Below are 18206 nucleotides of genomic sequence, written 5' to 3' on the forward strand. Positions count from 1 at the left end.
AACAAGAAAAACGCTTCTGGAGTGCTGACCAAAAGCGTTTTGTCTACAGTCTGAAAACTAGATCTGGAACTGATGCATCAGCTGTAACATAGTATGTACCTGTGCGGACTGTTCTTCGCTGACAGCGGCGGTCTCCTGAGAAGATGCGGAGTTGTTGTCCACGATTCCGGCCACATGAGCGATGTTTTCATCGATCTGCTGGACGCTGGACACTTCAGCCTGAAGGGCCTGTGCCATATCAACCATACGCTTGGTAGATGCCTCGGCTTCTTCCATTACCTGATCCATGCTGGCTTCGGTTTCTTCTGCAATGGCGATTCCCTTGTTGACAGCATCGATGGTGCTCTCGATCAGCTTTGTGGTCTCTCCGGCAGCCTCGGTGGACTGTTCCGCCAGATTCTTGACCTGCTCGGCTACGACAGCAAATCCGCGGCCTGCTTCTCCGGCACGGGCAGCCTCGATGGAGGCATTCAGTGACAGGAGGTTGGTCTGGGAAGCGATATCCTCAATGACCTGAATGATAGAACGAATCTCCTCGGAACATTTACTGATCTCACCGATTGCGACTTTCAGTTCCTGCATCTTGGCATTGCCATCAGCAACCGTCTGTGCGGACTGCTTGGAGATATCTGCGGTCTCCTGTGCAACTCTGGCTTTTTCTTCAATACTCTTTGCCATAGCGTCGATCATCTGGGATGCTTCGGAAATCTTGGAGGCCTGTGCGGTACAGCCTTCTGCCAGATCGGTAGCTGCCTGTGCCAGCTGCTCGGAACCACCATCGATCTCCTGTGCGCTGACCTGAATGGTGGACAGTGTCTTCTTCATATCGGCAATGATCTTCACCATGGAATCCTTGATCTGTACAAAGTCACCGACATATTCTTCCGTAGGCTCTACACGGTAATTGCCCTGACCCATCTGACCTAAGATCTCGGAAATCTCGGTGATCATCTTGGTAAAGTTGTCGTTCATGAAATGAACGGCCTGCACCATGATGCCGACTTCACTGTCATCCTCCGGCAGATCCAGACGGCTGTCAAAATGTCCCTGCGCAAGTACTTTCATCTGCTCGGATACTTTTACAATGGGAATCAGCAGTTCCTGTTTTGCAAAGGTCAGTGTGGTGACAATCTTGCGGGCAATGGTAAGGAAGCAGAGAATGAAAATCACCATGGTAGTGATCATTATCAGATTCAGAGTATTTTGCTTCTGAACCATACGTGCCTGGATATCATTGATACAATTATCTGTGGTTGCAGTGATCTCCTGTACGGTAGATTCATATTCCTCACCAAATACATAAGAAATAGCTGCTTGTGTATCTCCGGAACCGGCCTTATCCATGGCTTCTTCTTCCAGAGGAACCAGACCGTTGGACATTTCAGCAATATGGTTTAACTGTGCCCATTCATTGTCGGTCAGACCGTCTTTCTGAAGACCTTCCCAGGCAATGTCACGATTTTTGTCCTCATTTAATTCCTTCATATAATTGTCATAGTAGGTCTGGTCTCCGGTGACTGCGTAAGACTGTACGGCAGCGGTCAGCGTCTTGGAACCCAGACGATACTGGTTCAGATACATGGTAGCTTCCAGCTGCTGGGAATTGATCCGGCTCAGATACATGTTGGATCCGATGAACAGGATCAGCATAACGATGCTGATGATCAGTATCCGATAGGTTGATCTTGTGTTTTGCTGCAGCATGGCAGACTGACTGGTTACTTTGCTTTGCTTTTTCATTTGAAATATAACCTCTTTTCTGTAATACATGGTGAACTGATGTGTTACGAAAATTCTTTTCCTACAGTATACTACAATTATCGGAATTATACAAATTTTGCACCTTAAAAATACAGCAAAAACGCGTAAAATTATTTATACGAACCATCAGTGACGACTTGCACCCTATACAGGAAGATGGTACTATAAAAAGTAAGAGGCATGATTCGGAAAAGAGAAGATAACGGTAAAAATAACGATAAATAAACAGACTGTAGACAAAACTCCCTCACAGAAAGGAGCTTTGTCTACAGTCTGAAAGAACGATACCGATTTGGTATCGTTTTTTTTCAAGCGCGAGACGGGGATCGAACCCGCGACCCCCTCCTTGGCAAGGAGGTGCTCCACCGCTGAGCCACTCGCGCATATTGTACAGGTCAAAACCTGTATCTTGAAGGTATGAAATTAATTGTATCGGCATTCATCCGCAATCTTATGAATGTCTGCTGTATCTCACAGCAAAGACTATATTACATGATGAATGCCAAACTGTCAAGCAAATTATTGAAATTTTTCGTAAAATTTGTAATATAATTATTTATCCGTAGTCAGATGGCTGTACTCACCCTTGCGGTTATAGGAATCTGTCAGATAGCTTTCATCCGTGAGAATGCACTCGATCTCCTGATCATCCTGCTTATACTGACTTCTCTTCCGCAAGTCTTCTTTCGTTTGCTGTTGTTTCGTCTGCAAAAAATCGCCTGTATGGGATCCCAGAAATCGACCCGGCAGCCGTTCCATCAACTTTCTCGCTACCTTCTGTACCTGATAACGCACCTTCTGAAAAGGATTCGCCGGCATAGCATCCTTTGCTTCCACAGGTCGGAAATACGTATGGGTAGCTGCAGTCTCCACTGCTGCCCTGTTCATTGTGGTCTTTACTCCTACAGAATTCCCGGTGACCAGCGTCTCCTGCCCTGCAATATGATTTCCACTGCCATTTTGTGAAGTGATCGCATCATTAGCTTCCTTGCTCTCTCCCCAGATTTTCTGTAAAAGCTGCTTTCCGCTGTTCCCGATCTTCTGCACCCAGGACATAAGATTCACCGAAGAATTCTCCTGCAATACTTCCTCGGCGCTCTGTATAGTCTGTACGCTTCCTAATTTGGTTCCAGCGTCGCCTACGTCCTTATTTTCCCCATGTTCGTGAATACATCCTGTCACCTGATGAGAATATGTGTCATGTCCGCTTCCTACTCCACCGACCTGCATAAGCCCCTCCGTTCCTGTTTCCGGGTCTACCTGTTCTATCATGTATATCGGAGGTATTCACTATTTTATTCAGTCTCCTAGAACACCTTGTTATAATCGGTCCTCCGCACGCATCTCGTTCACATACTCATCAACATTGTATCATTCTGCTTAGAAAAGATCTCTTGAACGTCAAACCTAACTTTGGTTTTATGAAATTGTTCCAGGTCAAAAAATGCTGCTCTTTTTATCTTGACATGGGAACATATGTTTTCTACAATTATTGTAGAGCAGCTCTACTAATTTAATTGAAAGGAGAATTTATGGATTTTGATAAGCAATTAGAAGCAATGCGGCGAAGACATGTTCTACATATAGATGATGACACTGAATCATCAGATAACTGGGATGAATCATCAGAAGTGCCGCAACAAAGCACCTCTCTTCCAGAGCCTATGCAGGGAGACGTTTTATTATATCAGTCAGATGATCAAAATATTTCTGTTTCAGTATATTTTTACAATGAAACATTCTGGATGAATGTAAAAGCAATGGCGGATTTATTTGAATGCTCCACCAATAACATCCTTGTTCATCTAAAGAATATTTATTTTGAGAAAGAATTAGACGAAATTCCAACTAGTAAATTTTTTGAGGTAGTTCAAACAGAAGGAAACAGGCGGGTTAAGCGTTCCATGAAGTATTATTCTCTCGATGCGATTATATCTGTGGGATACCGTGTAAATTCTAAAAAAGCCACTAAGTTCCGTCAGTGGGCAACCAAGACACTAAAGGAATATATGATTAAGGGTTTTGTCATTAACGATGATATGTTAAAGAACGGAACGCCTTTCGGACAAGATTACTTCGATGAATTACTGGAACGTATCAAAGAGATCCGGGCCAGTGAACGAAGATTTTATCAGAAGATCACCGATATTTATTCCCAGTGTAGTTATGATTACGACAAGGACAGCGAGATCACTCAGAAATTCTTTAAGACTGTACAGAATAAACTTCTCTTTGCTGTAACACAGAAAACAGCTCCGGAAATCATTCATTCCCGCGCCAATAGTCAAAAGGAACATATGGGACTGACCACCTGGAAAGGCTCACCCGATGGTAAAATACATAAATCCGATGTTACTGTTTCGAAAAACTATCTTTTCAAAGAAGAAATATCTTCGTTAAATGATATCGTAACTATGTATTTAGACTATGCTGAAAATCAGGCAAAACGAAACAAACTTATGTCCATGCAGGACTGGATAGACAAACTTGATTCTTTTCTGAAATTTAATGAATATGAGCTTCTTCATAATGCCGGTTTTATTTCCAGCGAAGTTGCAAAAAAGCTGGCAATCAAAGAGTACGAGATTTTCCGTGTAAAGCAAGATGAATCTTATGTTTCTGATTTTGACGCCGCTATAAAAAAATACAAATAAAAAACGGATCGTGCATTCAAAAATTTTGATATCACCTGGTATCAAACCAGGTAATACAAAAACAGCGGGAAGCCTTGATTTATCAGGCTTCCCGCTAAAAAAAGAGAGCGGGTGATGGGAATCGAACCCACGTATCCAGCTTGGAAGGCTGGTGTTCTACCATTGAACTACACCCGCATGTTTATATATGAAGCAGGGCGGCCATTTTAATAAATGGTGTCCTGCGAAATGCCCAGAACCGGAATCGAACCAGTGACACGAGGATTTTCAGTCCTCTGCTCTACCAACTGAGCTATCTGGGCCCGCGACTTAATCCTTCTTGCAATCTGTATTTCATGACTGCTCTGCGTCACAACAATCGTAGTTTACATAAATTCCGATCAAATGTCAAGTGGTTAATAGAAAAAAATTTAAATTTTTGCAATTATTCCTCTATCTCCTACAAATGTTGCGGCTAGTACTCCCCTTGTTGGCCGTACCATTGTAACAACAGCTCCACTACCCGGTTGTAGCTGACCATGCCGTCCGACACACCGTTCAGCTTCAGCGAAGCATCCGTCAGAGTATCTGAGACACTGTCCACGGTCTCCGTGTCTACCACCGCTTTCCCGTTGATCCGCTCCCATTCCTCCTCTGTGACGAAGATATTGTCCTCCTGTACCTGCTGCAATACCTGCAGCGGACGTACTGCCTCCCTGGCTGCCGCATAACTCTCAGGGTCCGCCAGTCTCGTCTTGTACAGATCATTCGCCACATAATTCAGGACGCTTAAATATCCCGAGTACTGAAACACAGCATCATCCGACTCCACACAGGCGAGAAATGCAATAAAATTTGCCTCATCCTCGTAGATATATCCCCGGATATGCGCCAGTTCATGGCACATAGTCGCCGGCTTCTTCATGATAGACATAACATCATTATAATTTGCTTCCATGGAAAACGGGAAATAGTACCCGCACATATACATCTGGCACATGAAATCCGAGAAAAACATAGCCTTCGGTCTCGGATAATAACCATCCAGCTGGACATAGCTTTTCCCCAGGTTCTGCATCGCATCGATGGCTTTCCCTGCCATATCCACCGCATTCCCCTTACTGTCCACCCCTCCGGAATATACCACGGCGCCGCTGTCATCGCGCTCCATCTCCATACTCAGTGCATTGCAATGGGACACAATATCGTTATAAATCCTGAGCAGATCCTCCGTCCGCTCCTGCAGCGTTACATCCTGCTGCCCCTCTTCCTCTCCGAAATACTTCTCCGAAAAGGTAGAACCATGATAGATCATCGTACAATTCAAAGTCATGATCGCAAACACGAATAGCAGCACCCAAGCAAAAAACCGAAAATACCTCTTAACACCGCGACAATACTTTTCCGAATGCCTGCATCCCGGAAAGATCATACTGATCCCCAGCAGAACCGCTGATATTACAACAGCAATCCCCGCCACGATCATCCATTCTCCCACGGAAAACGGGAAGCTTCCCGTGATCCTGCCATAGGTATTGACCCAGATGGGGAAAATATAAGCAATATAAGCATCGCTGAAGCTTCTGCTGTTCCAGGCAATGACCTGAAGCAGCAAAAGTACTACAACGATGCTTATATATACTACAAGACTCTTCTTAACTTTTTTCTTACTCTCCATGGTGCTCCTTAAGCAGCTTCTTTACCCACTTTGATCCGCGTCTTCTTCCAGATACCACAGCGGTACAGAACATACAGGATCAGGGTAGAGATACCGTTACTGATCACCACGGAATACCAGACACTGCGCACGCCCATATGCAGAATGCTCTCGCAGAACCACAGCGTCACAAAACGGAACACCCACAGCCTCGTCACATCGATTGCCATCGTTACCTCTGTGTGTCCGGTTCCCTGGAACAGCCCGGAGGTCGTATTATATACTCCGTTGGTAAAACACCAGAATGCCATCACGCTTAAAAAGTCTGCTGCCATTCCCACGACCTCTGCATCTTTGGAGAAAATACTGACGATCGCCGTGGAGATCATATCTCTTGATAAGATCATACCACCTACGAACAAAAATACAACTGATATCCACATAGAAAAGCGATATCCCTGCTCTGCACGCTCCGGCTGTTTTGCTCCCATATTCTGTCCCACGATCGTTGCAGTCGCTGAGCCGATGGCATTGGAGGGCAGAGTGATCAGACCATTGACCTTGTTACCGATACCATAAGCTGCCATCGCCTCCGTTCCATAGACAAATACATTTTTACTCATGAGCAGAAATCCGAGCTGCATGGTGCTGCCTCCGATAGCGGTAGGCAGTCCGACCTTCAGGATCATGCCCAGTTTTTCTCTCTGCAGCTGCATATACCTGCGATTCAGGCAGATGTCATTTTCCGGTCTGCACAAAAGTATAAATGCCACCGTAGCAGGCACCGCTTTTGCCAAAAGTGTTGCCAGCGCTGCTCCGGCCGTGCCCATATCCAGAATGATCATAAAAAACGGATCCAGGAACAGATTCAGCGTAATGCCTCCCAGATTCAATAACATAGGTCTCACCGTATCTCCCTGTGCCTGATGTACCGCGGAGAATATGTTCACCATATACAAAAAGGGCATATCCCATATAACTACCCTCAAGTAGACTCTCGCATAATATGCCGTGCCTCCGTCAGCTCCCAGCCAGTTCACGATCGCCGGAGTCCCCAGAAAACATAGCGCTGCACAGACTACCGCAAAACCCATGGCACAGATGAATATCTGATTCGCCATGGATCTGGCGTCCTCCTTTTCACCCGCACCAATAAACTGGGCGATGAGAACAGCACCTGCCACCGTGATCCCACTGCCGAAATTCGTAATGATATTCTGCATCGGTGTTACCAGATTGATCGCTGCCAGCTGCTCCGTACCGATCTTCCCCAGCCAGTAAGTATCTGTCAGATTATACATGGTCTGTAAAAAGCTGTTGATCACCACCGGGATCGCCAGAGATAATATTGCACGAATAAGATTTCCATGCAGGATCAGATCCGGATTATACTTTTTCGCAGTCTTCATTTCTGTTACTCCTAAACCTTTTTACTACACTTTATTATAAGTCAAGTTTTCAGTGATATCCATGAAGTTTTTAGGGTTATTGTATAGAAAACGCTTATTTTTTGTTAAGAATATCTATCAAATATCCATCATATCAAAGGATGATACTCTTTGTTATTCGCCTTATTGAACTGAAAATCCCTCCCGCGGTGCTAACACCACAGAAGGGATCTTATTACTTTTATGATAATGACTATATTTATTTGATCACAACATTGTTCCAGCCATCGGAAGGAATCAGAGAGATGTAGGTCTTACCGGTATTAACCTCAATCTCCTCACCGGTCTTCGCATCATAATAATGTGTGATCGCATTTTCGGAAGACTTGGTCCAGTTCACTTCGATTGCCTTACCCTCGGTGATATAGTAACCGGAGCGTCCGGAATCGATCGCATTGTAGATCAGGTAACCTTCGCCCAGATCTGCAAAAGTGGTATTCTGCAGGATAACGTTCTCAAAAGTCAGCTGCTCGCCGCTTGCTGCATCCTTGTGCGCAGAACCATACTCATAATAATCATAGGTTCCGGTCTCTTCGTTGTACTTCAGAGTAGAACCATTATGCTTAAAGGGAAGCTCAATAGTGGTTGCACTGATCGCATCGTTTCTGTCAGCAAAGGTAACCTCTGCATCTGCGAACTTGAAGTGAGGTCCCTGATAATAGTCATTGTAAGTCGTGGTATATCTGGAGCTCTCAAAACGCTGCTTCAGACCATCATAGGTCTTGCCCTTCTGGGTGTTGGTGTACTTATCGTAAGTGATATACTCGGTGAACTCTGCTGCCTTGCCGTTGCTGTAACGGGCAAAGCCACCGCTGAAGTTTGCGGAATAATCCTTTGCTACCCAGTCATTGATGAAGAAAGGGCCACCATCATGACACAGAACTGCGTTCCATTCTGCTGCCAGCATGAAGTTGGTAGGGCGGGCACTACGAATACTGCCCAGCTGCTCGATCTTATCCCAATCCTTTACCACTACCATGAAACGGGTAATTCTGTCGTTCAGGGTACTGTTCATGATCTCATATACTACATCTGCATCTGCCACACCGAAATGAGGAAGTGCGGTCTTCTCGTTATCTACCATTACGGCGATGGGACGCTGATCCTTCAGGCTCTCATCGATCCATTCATTGGTAAGCTCACTGCGGTACATATGGTCATGATTCTCATTGGCTTCCTCTGTCGCACCGGGCTGTTCAACCTCCTGGATATCAGTAGCAATAGGCTCTGCTTCCACAGTCTGGATAGGGGAAGAGATAGGTTCTGTGTTTCCACATCCTGTCAGAACACCTACTGCAATCAAAATTGCTGCAAGTACTTTCTTTTTCATGAATGCTTCCTTTCATCTGTTTGTTCTTACCGGTCATCCGACCGACACTCTAAGATACATTGTATCGCGAAAGCCTTATGTTTGTCCACCGAAAATTCTTAAGATTTTCTTGAGATTTTATTTCGCAAAAAATGACATCTGGCAGTTGTATGCTGATGTCATTTTTGCTTTCTATAATTATTACTTATTATTCTTTTACAGCCCCGATATTTACTCCCTGTACAAAATATTTCTGGCAGAATGGATAAATGATCATAAACGGCAGAATTGCCACGATGACTGCTGCATTTTTTACTGTATTTTCCGTAGCTCCTTCTACCGCAGACGGCAGATCACTTCCCATGATCAATGCCCGCAGTTTCATCTGGAAGTTATATAAATTTGAATTCGTGATATACAGCTTATAGTTCGTGTAATCATTCCAATATCCCACCGCATACATCAGTCCTATGGATGCCAGTGCAGCCTTTGACAATGGCAATACGATCTTGTACAGGATCCTAAAATGTGAACAACCGTCAATCTCTGCCGATTCCATCAGGCTGATCGGGATTCCCTCAAAAAAATTCTTCATCAGCACCAGATTATATACATTGATTGCAGGCAGCAGGATCACGCCCCACAGATTATTTGTCAGATGGAAATCCTTCATTACCAGATAGGTCGGGATCATACCACCGTTAAATATCATGGTAAACAACAGTACATTAGCAATAAATGCCCGCCCCGGCATCTTCCACTGGATCAGCACATACGCCCCAAGTACTGAGATCAGCAGTCCCATGACCGTACCCATAGCCGTCGTGTAGCAGGAGATCAGGAATGGTCTGAGCATCGTCGGATTGGTAAAAATTGATTTATACCCTGCGAACCCGAACTGCTCCGGAAACAACTTCATACCATAAGCCGTCTTCAGATCAAAAGAGTCCACCAGTACTTTATATACCGGGATGATCATCACCAGCGAAAATACGGTAAATATTACGATCAATACGATATCAAAAATTTTCACTTTCTTTTTCATCATACAATACCTCTTCCTCTCGTCTTATGGCTTACCCTGTTACATACCAGTACCAGAATACAGCTTATAATAGAGGAAAACATACCGACCGCTGTCGTATACCCATAATCCGGAATTGCACCGGAGTTAAATGTCTGCGTATAGATATAAGTCTGCAATACATCCGATACCTTGATAACGGCATCATTCTGTAATACAAAAACTGACTCAAACAGATTCATAACCTTCGCCAGATTCAATACCAGTACCGTCACGATCGTATTATTCAACGCAGGCAGGGTAATATAAATCATCTTCTGGAAACGGTTTGCCCCATCCATCGACGCTGCTTCATACAATTCCGGGCTGATCCCCGCCAGCGTCGCCATGAAAATAATCGTTCCCCAGCCGGTATCTTTCCAGACATTGATTATGTAATACGAAAATCTCCACCATTTCTGATCTCCGAGGAAATAGATATTATCCGTGATCAAGTGTAATTTCATCAGGACATCATTGACCAATCCCGCAGATGTCGGAGACAGGATCATGGAAAATATGGATGCTGCCACTACCCAGGACATAAAATGCGGAATGTATACAATTGTCTGAAATACCTTTTTCAACTTTAAAAAAATCAATTCATTCAATAATACCGAAATAATAACTGCCGCACCGGTATTCAAAATCAGCTTTGTAATACTCAGCACCAGCGTATTGCTGAACGCCTTCCAAAACCCCGGCATACTGAACATTTTTACAAAGTGCTTTATTCCTACAAAGATCGGATCATTGATTCCTTTATATGTAAAAAAGGCATAACGGATACCAAACATAGGGAGATAATAAAATATCAATGCTGACACCAATACCGGTGTCGCCATCAAATAGACTCCCCGATATGCACGGGCGTGCTTGAACGCGGTTCCTCCAGGTGTCCTCTTAGGCAAAGTTTTTCCTTTCTCTTTCACAACGTTTACCCTCCGTTCCGGCTGCTCTATGTCAGCTATTCAAAAATCCCATATATTCGTTGTACTTTGTCTCTTCTGTTTTATTCATATGTATGGTCAGTCCATCCTCTGAGAAATAGAGACGGAAGCGGATGGATGCAACACTTTCTCCGATCAGCCAGCAGAAGATAAACAGCGTATTTTGATCCATCCAGGCTCCGGATGAAGCACATTTCTCCTTGTATATAGGGAACTCTCCCTCTTCCAGATGTCCGATTCCAAAGGAAAGCTGACATTCTCTTCCTTCTATTTCATACGAGAGTACTCCTTTTTGATCCGCATCGGAAAAAGTCACACCACACCATGTAAATCCATACTTGTTTCGGAGCAGCGGATATTTTTTCCCAAAATCTGCACAAGGTTTCCCTTCAAATACCGTACGCAGCACAGGCAACGTTGTTTTCTCCACATCGTTTTCCGGGAAACAATCCTTCAGCAGCACTTCTCTCACCGCAGCGAGAATCATCTGCTCGGCTCCGCCCATACCCTGTGTATCTGCTGTCGTTACAACGACGAGATCCATTTCCGGAACTGCCAGCATTATCTGACCGCCCAGCCCCAGCATTGCAAAAGTCCCCTCCATCGGGATCCAGAACTGATATCCATACCAGCGGCCGTCGCCATCGAGCTGTGTTGCTGTTCTCGGCTCTGTCGCTCTCGCTGCATAGGAATCCTTTTCCTGATTTAACAGCATACAGCCGGTACGCAGCAGATCCTCGGGAGTAGCCATCAGGCCACTCCCTCCCATAGAGGTTCCAAAGGGATCCTCTATGATATAAGACTCCTCACTGAAGCCAATCTGGCGCAGCAGCTTTTCTTTCAGATAATCCAGCATCTTTTCACCGGTCAGTTTTTCTACCAGTGCACAGAGCACATGGGAGGATGAGGTATCGTACATAAAGAGAGTTCCGGGTCTGTGGGTAGGTTCTGTCTGGAAAAAGCTCCTCACCCAGTTCTCCGTTGTGCTGGTCTTGTTATAAGTTGTCATGTTGTAACAAGTCTGCATTTTCAACATATTTTCAATCGTCATCTCTGCCAGCCAGGGATGCACTCTCCCGGGCAGATATTCCGGGAAATAACCACAGATAGAATCCTGCAGGGAAATTTTCCCTTCCTGCTCTAATAATCCGATTGCCAGTGAAGTAAAGCTTTTAGTCACAGAAAACATTCTCTGCAGCTTATTACGGCAATAGGGTGCATAATATTTTTCAAACAGCAGGTTCCCATGCTGTGCGATCAGCACACTGTGTAAAGGAATTTTTCTTTTTTCCACTTCTTTTACAAATTCCTGTATATTCTGTTCCGTCAGTTCTCTCATTTTAGCTGCCATACCATAACCTCCCATGCTGTCGCCTTTTTATTTATTATTCAGGGAATCTACGATTGCCTGAGACCACTCGGCTCCGCCTTCCTGTTCAAAACGCTTGTAACCCTCTTCCACAGAAATACCCTGTACCACACAGTCCGCAATAATAGAGTTCTTCAAGCTGGTCAGATCGCCGTTATACTGACTCATCATATCTGTTGTTACCGGCAGAGGTGCCGTCTTGTTATTGGCATTGAAGATTTCCATAGATTCCTCTGTATATTTCTTCACGGGAACCAGTCTCTCGGTCAACGGGCAGATATTGGTATCTCCCATAATGATGGTCGTATACTGTACTCCGGGCTGAGAACGCATCTCCAGCATATGGAATTCTCCATCCTGATATGTATTACCACATACCGTTTCCGCCTGTCTGGACCAATGAACACCTTCTACTCCATAGATCCACAAGGTTTCCATATCTCCATCATCAAAAATGCTTTCCAGGAAATATTTGAATACGCCTTCCGGATTCTTACAGGAAGAAGTAATCGCATACACCGGTGCACATCTCTGCCAGTATTTTCCAACCTCTGCGATAGGCGGCATAAATACCAGTTCGCTGTCCTGTCCATTCGCAGCCAGTCCATCCGACAGCTGATCAGACCATCCGCCTGCCCAGTAAGTAAATGCTCCGAACTCACCTTCCATGAATTTGGTACGGCAGTTGCTGGTCGCATTCGTCAGAGATTCCTTGTCGATATAACCCTTGTTGTAAGCATCCTGTAATCTCTTGATCGCTTCCTTCATGGAATCCTCGGTAAATCCATCTCTCCATACGCCATCCTCTCCCTGATAGAAAGAAGGATATGCATCCTGATAGAATTCCGGCAGATAATTGGTATAAGGAGCTTCATTTCCTACAAATCCGGCTGCGGATACACCAATGGTATTTCCATTGATACCGTCTCCATCCGGATCACCGTTAGTGAAAGCATCCAGCATTTCCAGATACTCTTCATACGTCGTCGGAATGTCCAGTCCACAGTTATCCAGCCACTGTTTTCTGAGGAAAGTCATACATCCGCCACCTCCGCCAAGTGCCAGTCCGTAAAGATGTCCGTCCAGCATATTGCCTTCTACGACGCCCACATCCGTGTTGGGATTCTTCTTCAGCTCTGAATTGTTCCAGGCATCCGTCATATCCCAGAGAGCTCCCTCTCCCGCATATCCGGAATAATAGGAAGATCCAAGGATAACTACATCCGGCCAGTTCTCCGGTCCGCTGGCAAAGGTCTGTCCCAGCACATCATAATAGGCATTATGGTCCGGCTGTATGACCTCCAGTTCGATTCCTGTCAGTTCTTCCCATTTATTAACCCATTCTTCCTGACCGTCTGCCAATGTCGCCTGGAAAGTTCCGTCTACCATAATCGTAATCTTTTCCGGTTTCTCTACATCATCCGCAGCATCCCCGGCAGTATTTCCTGCCTGTGCATCGGTATCTGTCTTTCCTGTATCATTTCCCGTATTTTCCGCAGAGCTCCCACACCCTGTAAATATCATGGAACATACGGTAACCGCAACCAGTGCAACTGATAATAACTTTTTCTTTACCATAAATAACCTCCGTCCATATTCTGTTATCTTCTCTGTTGTTTCTTATTTTGTGTTGTTTCTTATTTTGTTTTTTACTTTGTTTCTTTACTGCTCGTTTGTTGATTATTGTCACTTCGGCGCCAGAAGTATCAATGTGCCTTCATTATATCCGTCATTCTGCACAATTAGAAGTCACATTTTTCAATATTTGGTGTACATATTTTTTGTTATCTGGGGTTCATTTTTTATGTCAATGGTACATATTTCACTTTACCGCATCTTATTTCATTGCCTTTTTTGTCGATTATGATACTATAATAATATCTTTCAGGAGGTTTTTTGTTATGAATTCCAGAAAAAATAAATACTTCATAAAATTGATAACGTCCTACAGTCTGCTCCTGGTCATTGTGCTCATTCTTGGAATTGTTTTTCATTTTATTCTTTCACATAATGTAAAGCAGGAACTATTGCATGAAAATATGCTTTCTCTGGAAAATGTAGCCGAACAGTACAGCAGCTGTTATGCCAATATCTATCTGATTTCCAAGCGCATGGCAAATAATTCCAGTCTTTCCCGCCTGGCGGAAGCCGATCAGGGCGAACGGGCGTTTTATTATAATGCCTATATTACCAAGCAGGCTCTGGTAGATATGTATTCCGACTATTCACTCCAGCCGATCCAGACCTACTATATCCATCTGCGTCATACAGACTATGTGATCAGCTACAATGATTTTGAGAATCTTTATTCCTTTTATAAAAACAATCAAATGCTGGATCCCTCAAAATATGAGGACTGGAAGGAGACTCTGGATTCCTCCGACAATTATAACCAATTTCTGCCTCTTGACCGTTTTGCGACCGAATATACACCACACAAAAAAAACTATTGTTATGCTGTCTCTCTGCAGAATTATACCTTCAAAAACATCAATGCTGACATCATTTTTGAGTTGAATGCTGATTATATGCAGCAAATGGTGGATTCTGTCGATCTGATGAAGAATGGCTGTCTTATCATTCAGGATAGTAACGGTGACACCATGCTTACTTTCAGTAACAATGAAGCGCTGTTGAAAAAAACGGATGCTTCTCTGCTTTCCTCGCTGGATTATTCCGAACGGGGATATTCCGGCACCTTATTTCAGGGCATGCCCGTCACGGTGCTCCGTACCTCCGCACAGACACCGAATCTGAACTATTATCTGATTGTTCCTACTTTCTCCCTGAGAGCACCGGGAAACGGACTGCAGTTACTGTCTCTGTTCATTGTCTTTTTGGGTGTTGTAGGAAGCTTTTTGATTATTGTGCTGTTATCCAAGGCCAATTATAAACCCTATGAAGCAATGGAATATCGTCTTCAAGAAGTTAATTTCAGCCACGAAGAGCTTATGCGGTTAAATGAGTCCCAAAAGATCACCCTGCGCAATTACTATTTTGATCAATTGATTCATGGTACGATTCTGAGTGAGGAAGAAGCTGCGTATGCCCAAAATTATCTTTCCATTTCCGATCATGCCAATTCCTTTGCTATATTATACTGTAATGTCTACCTGGATACTTTGGAATTAAACAATGACCCTCAAGGAATAATCAATATTCTGTCACCTGACTATGCTGAGGTTATTTCCGATATCCTTTCCAGTTATTTTATACATTCCTACATCATGCAGGGTTCCAAGAATAGTGTTTATACTATTTTATTATATGACCGGGAAGAACTGGACAAAGTCGAAGATTTATTTTCACATGTCCATACTACGCTGTTGCAGGAATACAATATCTGGATTTATGGTGGCTTAGGCTGTACAACCGACACCATCTCCTCCGTCTGGAAATCGTATCGCCAATCCAAAGAGGCTGTAAAACGTGTCTCCAGCCCGGGGTACCTGTGCCTGTATCGTGAGATTCTGGAATGTCAGGATTCCTTCTTTTATCCCAATGAGGTCGCGGAACAGCTGTATAATTTTGTAAAATCCGGTAACCTCAAACAGACAAAGGCGATTTTTAATTTTATTAAAGATGAAAATTTCAAGAAACGAAAGCTGAATTCCAGGCAAGTAAACTGGCTTTTAGAAAACATTGAAATCACATTGTTGAAAGTAGTGCGAGATAATGATATCTCTTACGATGATTCAAGCTTAGCCGGTCTGTCCGAAGATTCTACCCTGGAAAATTACGAGCAGATTGCTCTGGAATTATGTGAAAAAAACAAGCAACCGGAAAACGACAACCAGCTGATCGTGCGCATTCAGGCTTATATTGATGAGAATTATGGAGATCCATCCTTATGTTTAAGCAGAATATCGGACCTGTTCCACATCTCCGAGAGTTACTTCTCCTTCCTTTTCAAAAAAACGGTTGGCGTAAACTTCTCTACGTATCTGGAACAGGTCCGCATGACGCAGGCAAAACATCTGCTGGAAACAACGAATATTAAAATAACAGATTTATATGTAGCTGTAGGCTATAATAATCTGACCAGCTTCCGCCGCGCATTCAAGAAAAAATACGGTGTAGCACCCAATGCTATTCGAGAATAGCTATTTATTCTTTTTCGGTTGCTTTCTTGCGCAGCACTTCTTCAAAACGATCGATAGGTACCGGCTTGGAATAGTAATATCCCTGCTGCCAGGTAGATCCAAACTGCTCAATATAGTCGCTGACTTCCTTATTCTCAATACCTTCAATGCAGGTCTCGGTATTAGTCCTCCTGGCATAATCCACGATAGACTGCACCATGGCCTGATTCTGAGGTTTTTGCTTAATATCACGGATGAAGCTCATGTCTACCTTCAGTTCGTCAAAGGGAAGCTCCAGTGCCAGACTTAAGGAACTGTTGCCTGTTCCGAAGTCATCCAGTGCGATCTTGATCCCCTGGGAATGGAAAAATTCTACCTCTCCCCGCAGAAAATGAATATCCAGATCTCTGCATCGTTCTGTCAATTCGAGGCAAAGCTCCTCCGGTCTCGCACCGGTCTCTTTTAAAATATTCATGACAGCACTTCGGAACTCTCTGCGCTCCAGTTGTGCCGCCGCCACATTGACATTCACGAAAAAGCCTTCCGTCTCCTTGCGCAGCTTCTGCACATCCGTAAGTGCTGTCCGAAGGATCCAGTTCCCCAGATCAAAAATACAGGGGTCCTGTTCCAGCCATTCCATGAACACACCGGGAGACACCATCCCGTAAGGCTCCAGTTCCCAGCGGAGCAGCGCTTCCATTCCCCGGATCTTGCCGGTCTTCGTATCGGCAATCGGCTGATAGAACACCCGGAAGCCTTCAAAGTTATGCGTAGCACACTGATGGATCACGCCGATCAGTTCAAACTGGTTCTCGTCACTGCCACAGACCTCATCATTAAAAATCACCAGCTCTCCATGATGCTCAAACCGGGAATGGTTCAACGCGTAAGTCAGACGGCTGCGGACCGCATTTGTCTCCTTCATATAAGGTTCCATAAATATTGCGCCGGCAGATACCTTCAGAGGGATCTTTTTCCCCTCTACCTCTGTATTTTCAAAAGTTTCTACAATCTCATCGTATATCTGCTGCAGTTCCGCTTTGGATACCTTTTTAAAGCTGATCACAAATTTCGCACCGGAAAGCCGGTATACATATCCTTTTCCCTTTAACAGACGCAACAACTCCTGTGCCGCACAATTCAGAATCTTATCCGAAAAAGCAGCACCGTACATAACATTGATATGGCTGAACTGATCCAGTCCGATCTTCAGTAGTGCCCCCTGTCCGCTTTCCTCCAGGAATTCCATGATCTCCCGGTCCAGCGCCGGTTCCGTATGCAATCCGGTGGTCGCATCCACCTCGTCGGAAATACCGTAGTTGTTATATCGTATTACGATCACAAAAGGCTTTCCATCCTTATCATTCAGCATTTTCGCCCTGGCACTGATCCGGTTGTAGGTGCTTCCGTCACGCACCCGGTATTCCCAGGGCTCGTCCATATTTTTCCCGGCAACTCTCTCCTGGAATCCCCTCCGAAAATCCTCCAGATCATCCGGATGGAGCGATCGTTTTGATTTTTCCTGTCCGCGAATGGTATAGTTCTCCTGCATACCAAAATATTCCATCGCCTTCTCGGACCACCATGTCACGCCGTTCCGCAGATTGGTTATGGATATGTAGGACTTTTTCGCCAGAGAAGTAATTGCTTTTACAATATCCGGGAACAGGATATCCACTTCCTCCCAGAATTTTTGTTCATCATATGTATTGATACTCATATCTCCTCCCGGCACTTTCTTCTGTATGCCCACAGTCTCTGAATAGTAATTCCAATATGAATTATAACATATCGAAATGATGTTTACGATAGGTTAATTTATATAAATTTTTTATGAAATTAAACATCTTATGATTGACTTTGAAAACTATCTGTAATATTATGCGATATAACAATTATTTCAAATTTGAAATATTCATTTTTGTAAAAGGAGC

General features: G+C 44.2%; 12 protein-coding genes and 3 tRNA genes. 2 read left to right on the forward strand and 13 right to left on the reverse strand.

Translation table 11 applies throughout. The features are described 5' to 3' along the window. Positions 1 to 57: 57 nt before the first annotated feature. The 3 genes from ACTRDR_RS08930 to ACTRDR_RS08940 form a co-directional block, all read right to left on the reverse strand. A complete protein-coding gene (locus tag ACTRDR_RS08930; protein WP_440527034.1) occupies positions 58 to 1740 on the reverse strand; it encodes a methyl-accepting chemotaxis protein in 1683 nt (560 codons plus the stop codon). Positions 1741 to 2072: 332 nt separating this feature from the next. Then, a tRNA-Gly gene (locus tag ACTRDR_RS08935) sits at positions 2073 to 2144 on the reverse strand. 169 nt (positions 2145 to 2313) lie between these two features. Then, on the reverse strand, positions 2314 to 2991 hold the full coding sequence (locus tag ACTRDR_RS08940; RefSeq protein ID WP_440527036.1) for a hypothetical protein: 678 nt from the start codon (positions 2989 to 2991) through the stop codon (positions 2314 to 2316). A gap of 434 nt (positions 2992 to 3425) precedes the next feature. Between ACTRDR_RS08940 and ACTRDR_RS08945 the strand changes: the two genes are divergently transcribed. Next, complete coding sequence (locus ACTRDR_RS08945) at positions 3426 to 4415, forward strand: virulence RhuM family protein (protein WP_440527084.1); 990 nt, start codon at positions 3426 to 3428, stop codon at positions 4413 to 4415. A 106-nt stretch (positions 4416 to 4521) separates the two neighbouring features. Here the strand turns inward: ACTRDR_RS08945 and ACTRDR_RS08950 are convergent. From ACTRDR_RS08950 to ACTRDR_RS08990, 9 genes are all read right to left on the reverse strand, one after another. Continuing rightward, positions 4522 to 4592: transfer RNA gene (locus ACTRDR_RS08950), tRNA-Gly, on the reverse strand. A gap of 52 nt (positions 4593 to 4644) precedes the next feature. Continuing rightward, a tRNA-Phe gene (locus tag ACTRDR_RS08955) sits at positions 4645 to 4717 on the reverse strand. A gap of 152 nt (positions 4718 to 4869) precedes the next feature. Further along, positions 4870 to 6072, reverse strand: coding sequence for a DUF3810 domain-containing protein (locus ACTRDR_RS08960; RefSeq protein ID WP_440527037.1), 1203 nt, complete (start codon positions 6070 to 6072; stop codon positions 4870 to 4872). Between the two features lie 8 nt (positions 6073 to 6080). Next, the gene (locus ACTRDR_RS08965) at positions 6081 to 7460 is read right to left on the reverse strand and encodes an MATE family efflux transporter (protein WP_440527039.1); all 1380 of its coding nucleotides are present in this window, start codon (positions 7458 to 7460) and stop codon (positions 6081 to 6083) included. A 238-nt stretch (positions 7461 to 7698) separates the two neighbouring features. Next, a complete protein-coding gene (locus tag ACTRDR_RS08970; protein ID WP_440527040.1) occupies positions 7699 to 8829 on the reverse strand; it encodes a DUF3048 domain-containing protein in 1131 nt (376 codons plus the stop codon). A gap of 187 nt (positions 8830 to 9016) precedes the next feature. After that, positions 9017 to 9856, reverse strand: coding sequence for a carbohydrate ABC transporter permease (locus ACTRDR_RS08975; protein WP_440527041.1), 840 nt, complete (start codon positions 9854 to 9856; stop codon positions 9017 to 9019). After that, positions 9853 to 10803 carry an ABC transporter permease gene (locus ACTRDR_RS08980; RefSeq protein WP_440527043.1) on the reverse strand — a complete coding sequence of 317 codons (951 nt, stop codon included), beginning with the start codon at positions 10801 to 10803 and terminating at the stop codon, positions 9853 to 9855. The genes ACTRDR_RS08975 and ACTRDR_RS08980 overlap by 4 nt, the downstream gene beginning before the upstream one ends. A gap of 31 nt (positions 10804 to 10834) precedes the next feature. Further along, positions 10835 to 12172: a serine hydrolase domain-containing protein gene (locus ACTRDR_RS08985; RefSeq protein ID WP_440527044.1), complete on the reverse strand. Its 1338-nt coding sequence runs from the start codon at positions 12170 to 12172 to the stop codon at positions 10835 to 10837. Positions 12173 to 12199: 27 nt separating this feature from the next. Then, entirely contained in the window at positions 12200 to 13768 is a 1569-nt protein-coding gene (locus tag ACTRDR_RS08990; protein WP_440527046.1) for an extracellular solute-binding protein, read from the reverse strand. 323 nt (positions 13769 to 14091) lie between these two features. Here ACTRDR_RS08990 and ACTRDR_RS08995 point away from each other — a divergent pair, with 323 nt between their 5' ends. After that, on the forward strand, positions 14092 to 16293 hold the full coding sequence (locus ACTRDR_RS08995) for a helix-turn-helix domain-containing protein (RefSeq protein WP_440527048.1): 2202 nt from the start codon (positions 14092 to 14094) through the stop codon (positions 16291 to 16293). A gap of 4 nt (positions 16294 to 16297) precedes the next feature. Here ACTRDR_RS08995 and ACTRDR_RS09000 read toward each other — a convergent pair whose 3' ends face one another. Continuing rightward, a complete protein-coding gene (locus ACTRDR_RS09000; RefSeq protein WP_440527050.1) occupies positions 16298 to 17992 on the reverse strand; it encodes an EAL domain-containing protein in 1695 nt (564 codons plus the stop codon). Positions 17993 to 18206: the final 214 nt, after the last annotated feature.

This window comes from Simiaoa sp., from assembly GCF_051972595.1.
Classification (GTDB): domain Bacteria; phylum Bacillota; class Clostridia; order Lachnospirales; family Lachnospiraceae; genus Acetatifactor; species Acetatifactor hominis.

Bases quoted from the DNA above. Each gene is read 5' to 3' on its own strand.
- ACTRDR_RS08930 (WP_440527034.1), bottom strand. From the start codon at position 1,740: ATGAAAAAGCAAAGCAAAGTAACCAGTCAGTCTGCCATGCTGCAGCAA.
- ACTRDR_RS08940 (WP_440527036.1), bottom strand. From the start codon at position 2,991: ATGCAGGTCGGTGGAGTAGGAAGCGGACATGACACATATTCTCATCAG.
- ACTRDR_RS08945 (WP_440527084.1), top strand. From the start codon at position 3,426: ATGCAGGGAGACGTTTTATTATATCAGTCAGATGATCAAAATATTTCT.
- ACTRDR_RS08960 (WP_440527037.1), bottom strand. From the start codon at position 6,072: ATGGAGAGTAAGAAAAAAGTTAAGAAGAGTCTTGTAGTATATATAAGC.
- ACTRDR_RS08965 (WP_440527039.1), bottom strand. From the start codon at position 7,460: ATGAAGACTGCGAAAAAGTATAATCCGGATCTGATCCTGCATGGAAAT.
- ACTRDR_RS08970 (WP_440527040.1), bottom strand. From the start codon at position 8,829: ATGAAAAAGAAAGTACTTGCAGCAATTTTGATTGCAGTAGGTGTTCTG.
- ACTRDR_RS08975 (WP_440527041.1), bottom strand. From the start codon at position 9,856: ATGATGAAAAAGAAAGTGAAAATTTTTGATATCGTATTGATCGTAATA.
- ACTRDR_RS08985 (WP_440527044.1), bottom strand. From the start codon at position 12,172: ATGGCAGCTAAAATGAGAGAACTGACGGAACAGAATATACAGGAATTT.
- ACTRDR_RS08990 (WP_440527046.1), bottom strand. From the start codon at position 13,768: ATGGTAAAGAAAAAGTTATTATCAGTTGCACTGGTTGCGGTTACCGTA.
- ACTRDR_RS08995 (WP_440527048.1), top strand. From the start codon at position 14,092: ATGAATTCCAGAAAAAATAAATACTTCATAAAATTGATAACGTCCTAC.
- ACTRDR_RS09000 (WP_440527050.1), bottom strand. From the start codon at position 17,992: ATGAGTATCAATACATATGATGAACAAAAATTCTGGGAGGAAGTGGAT.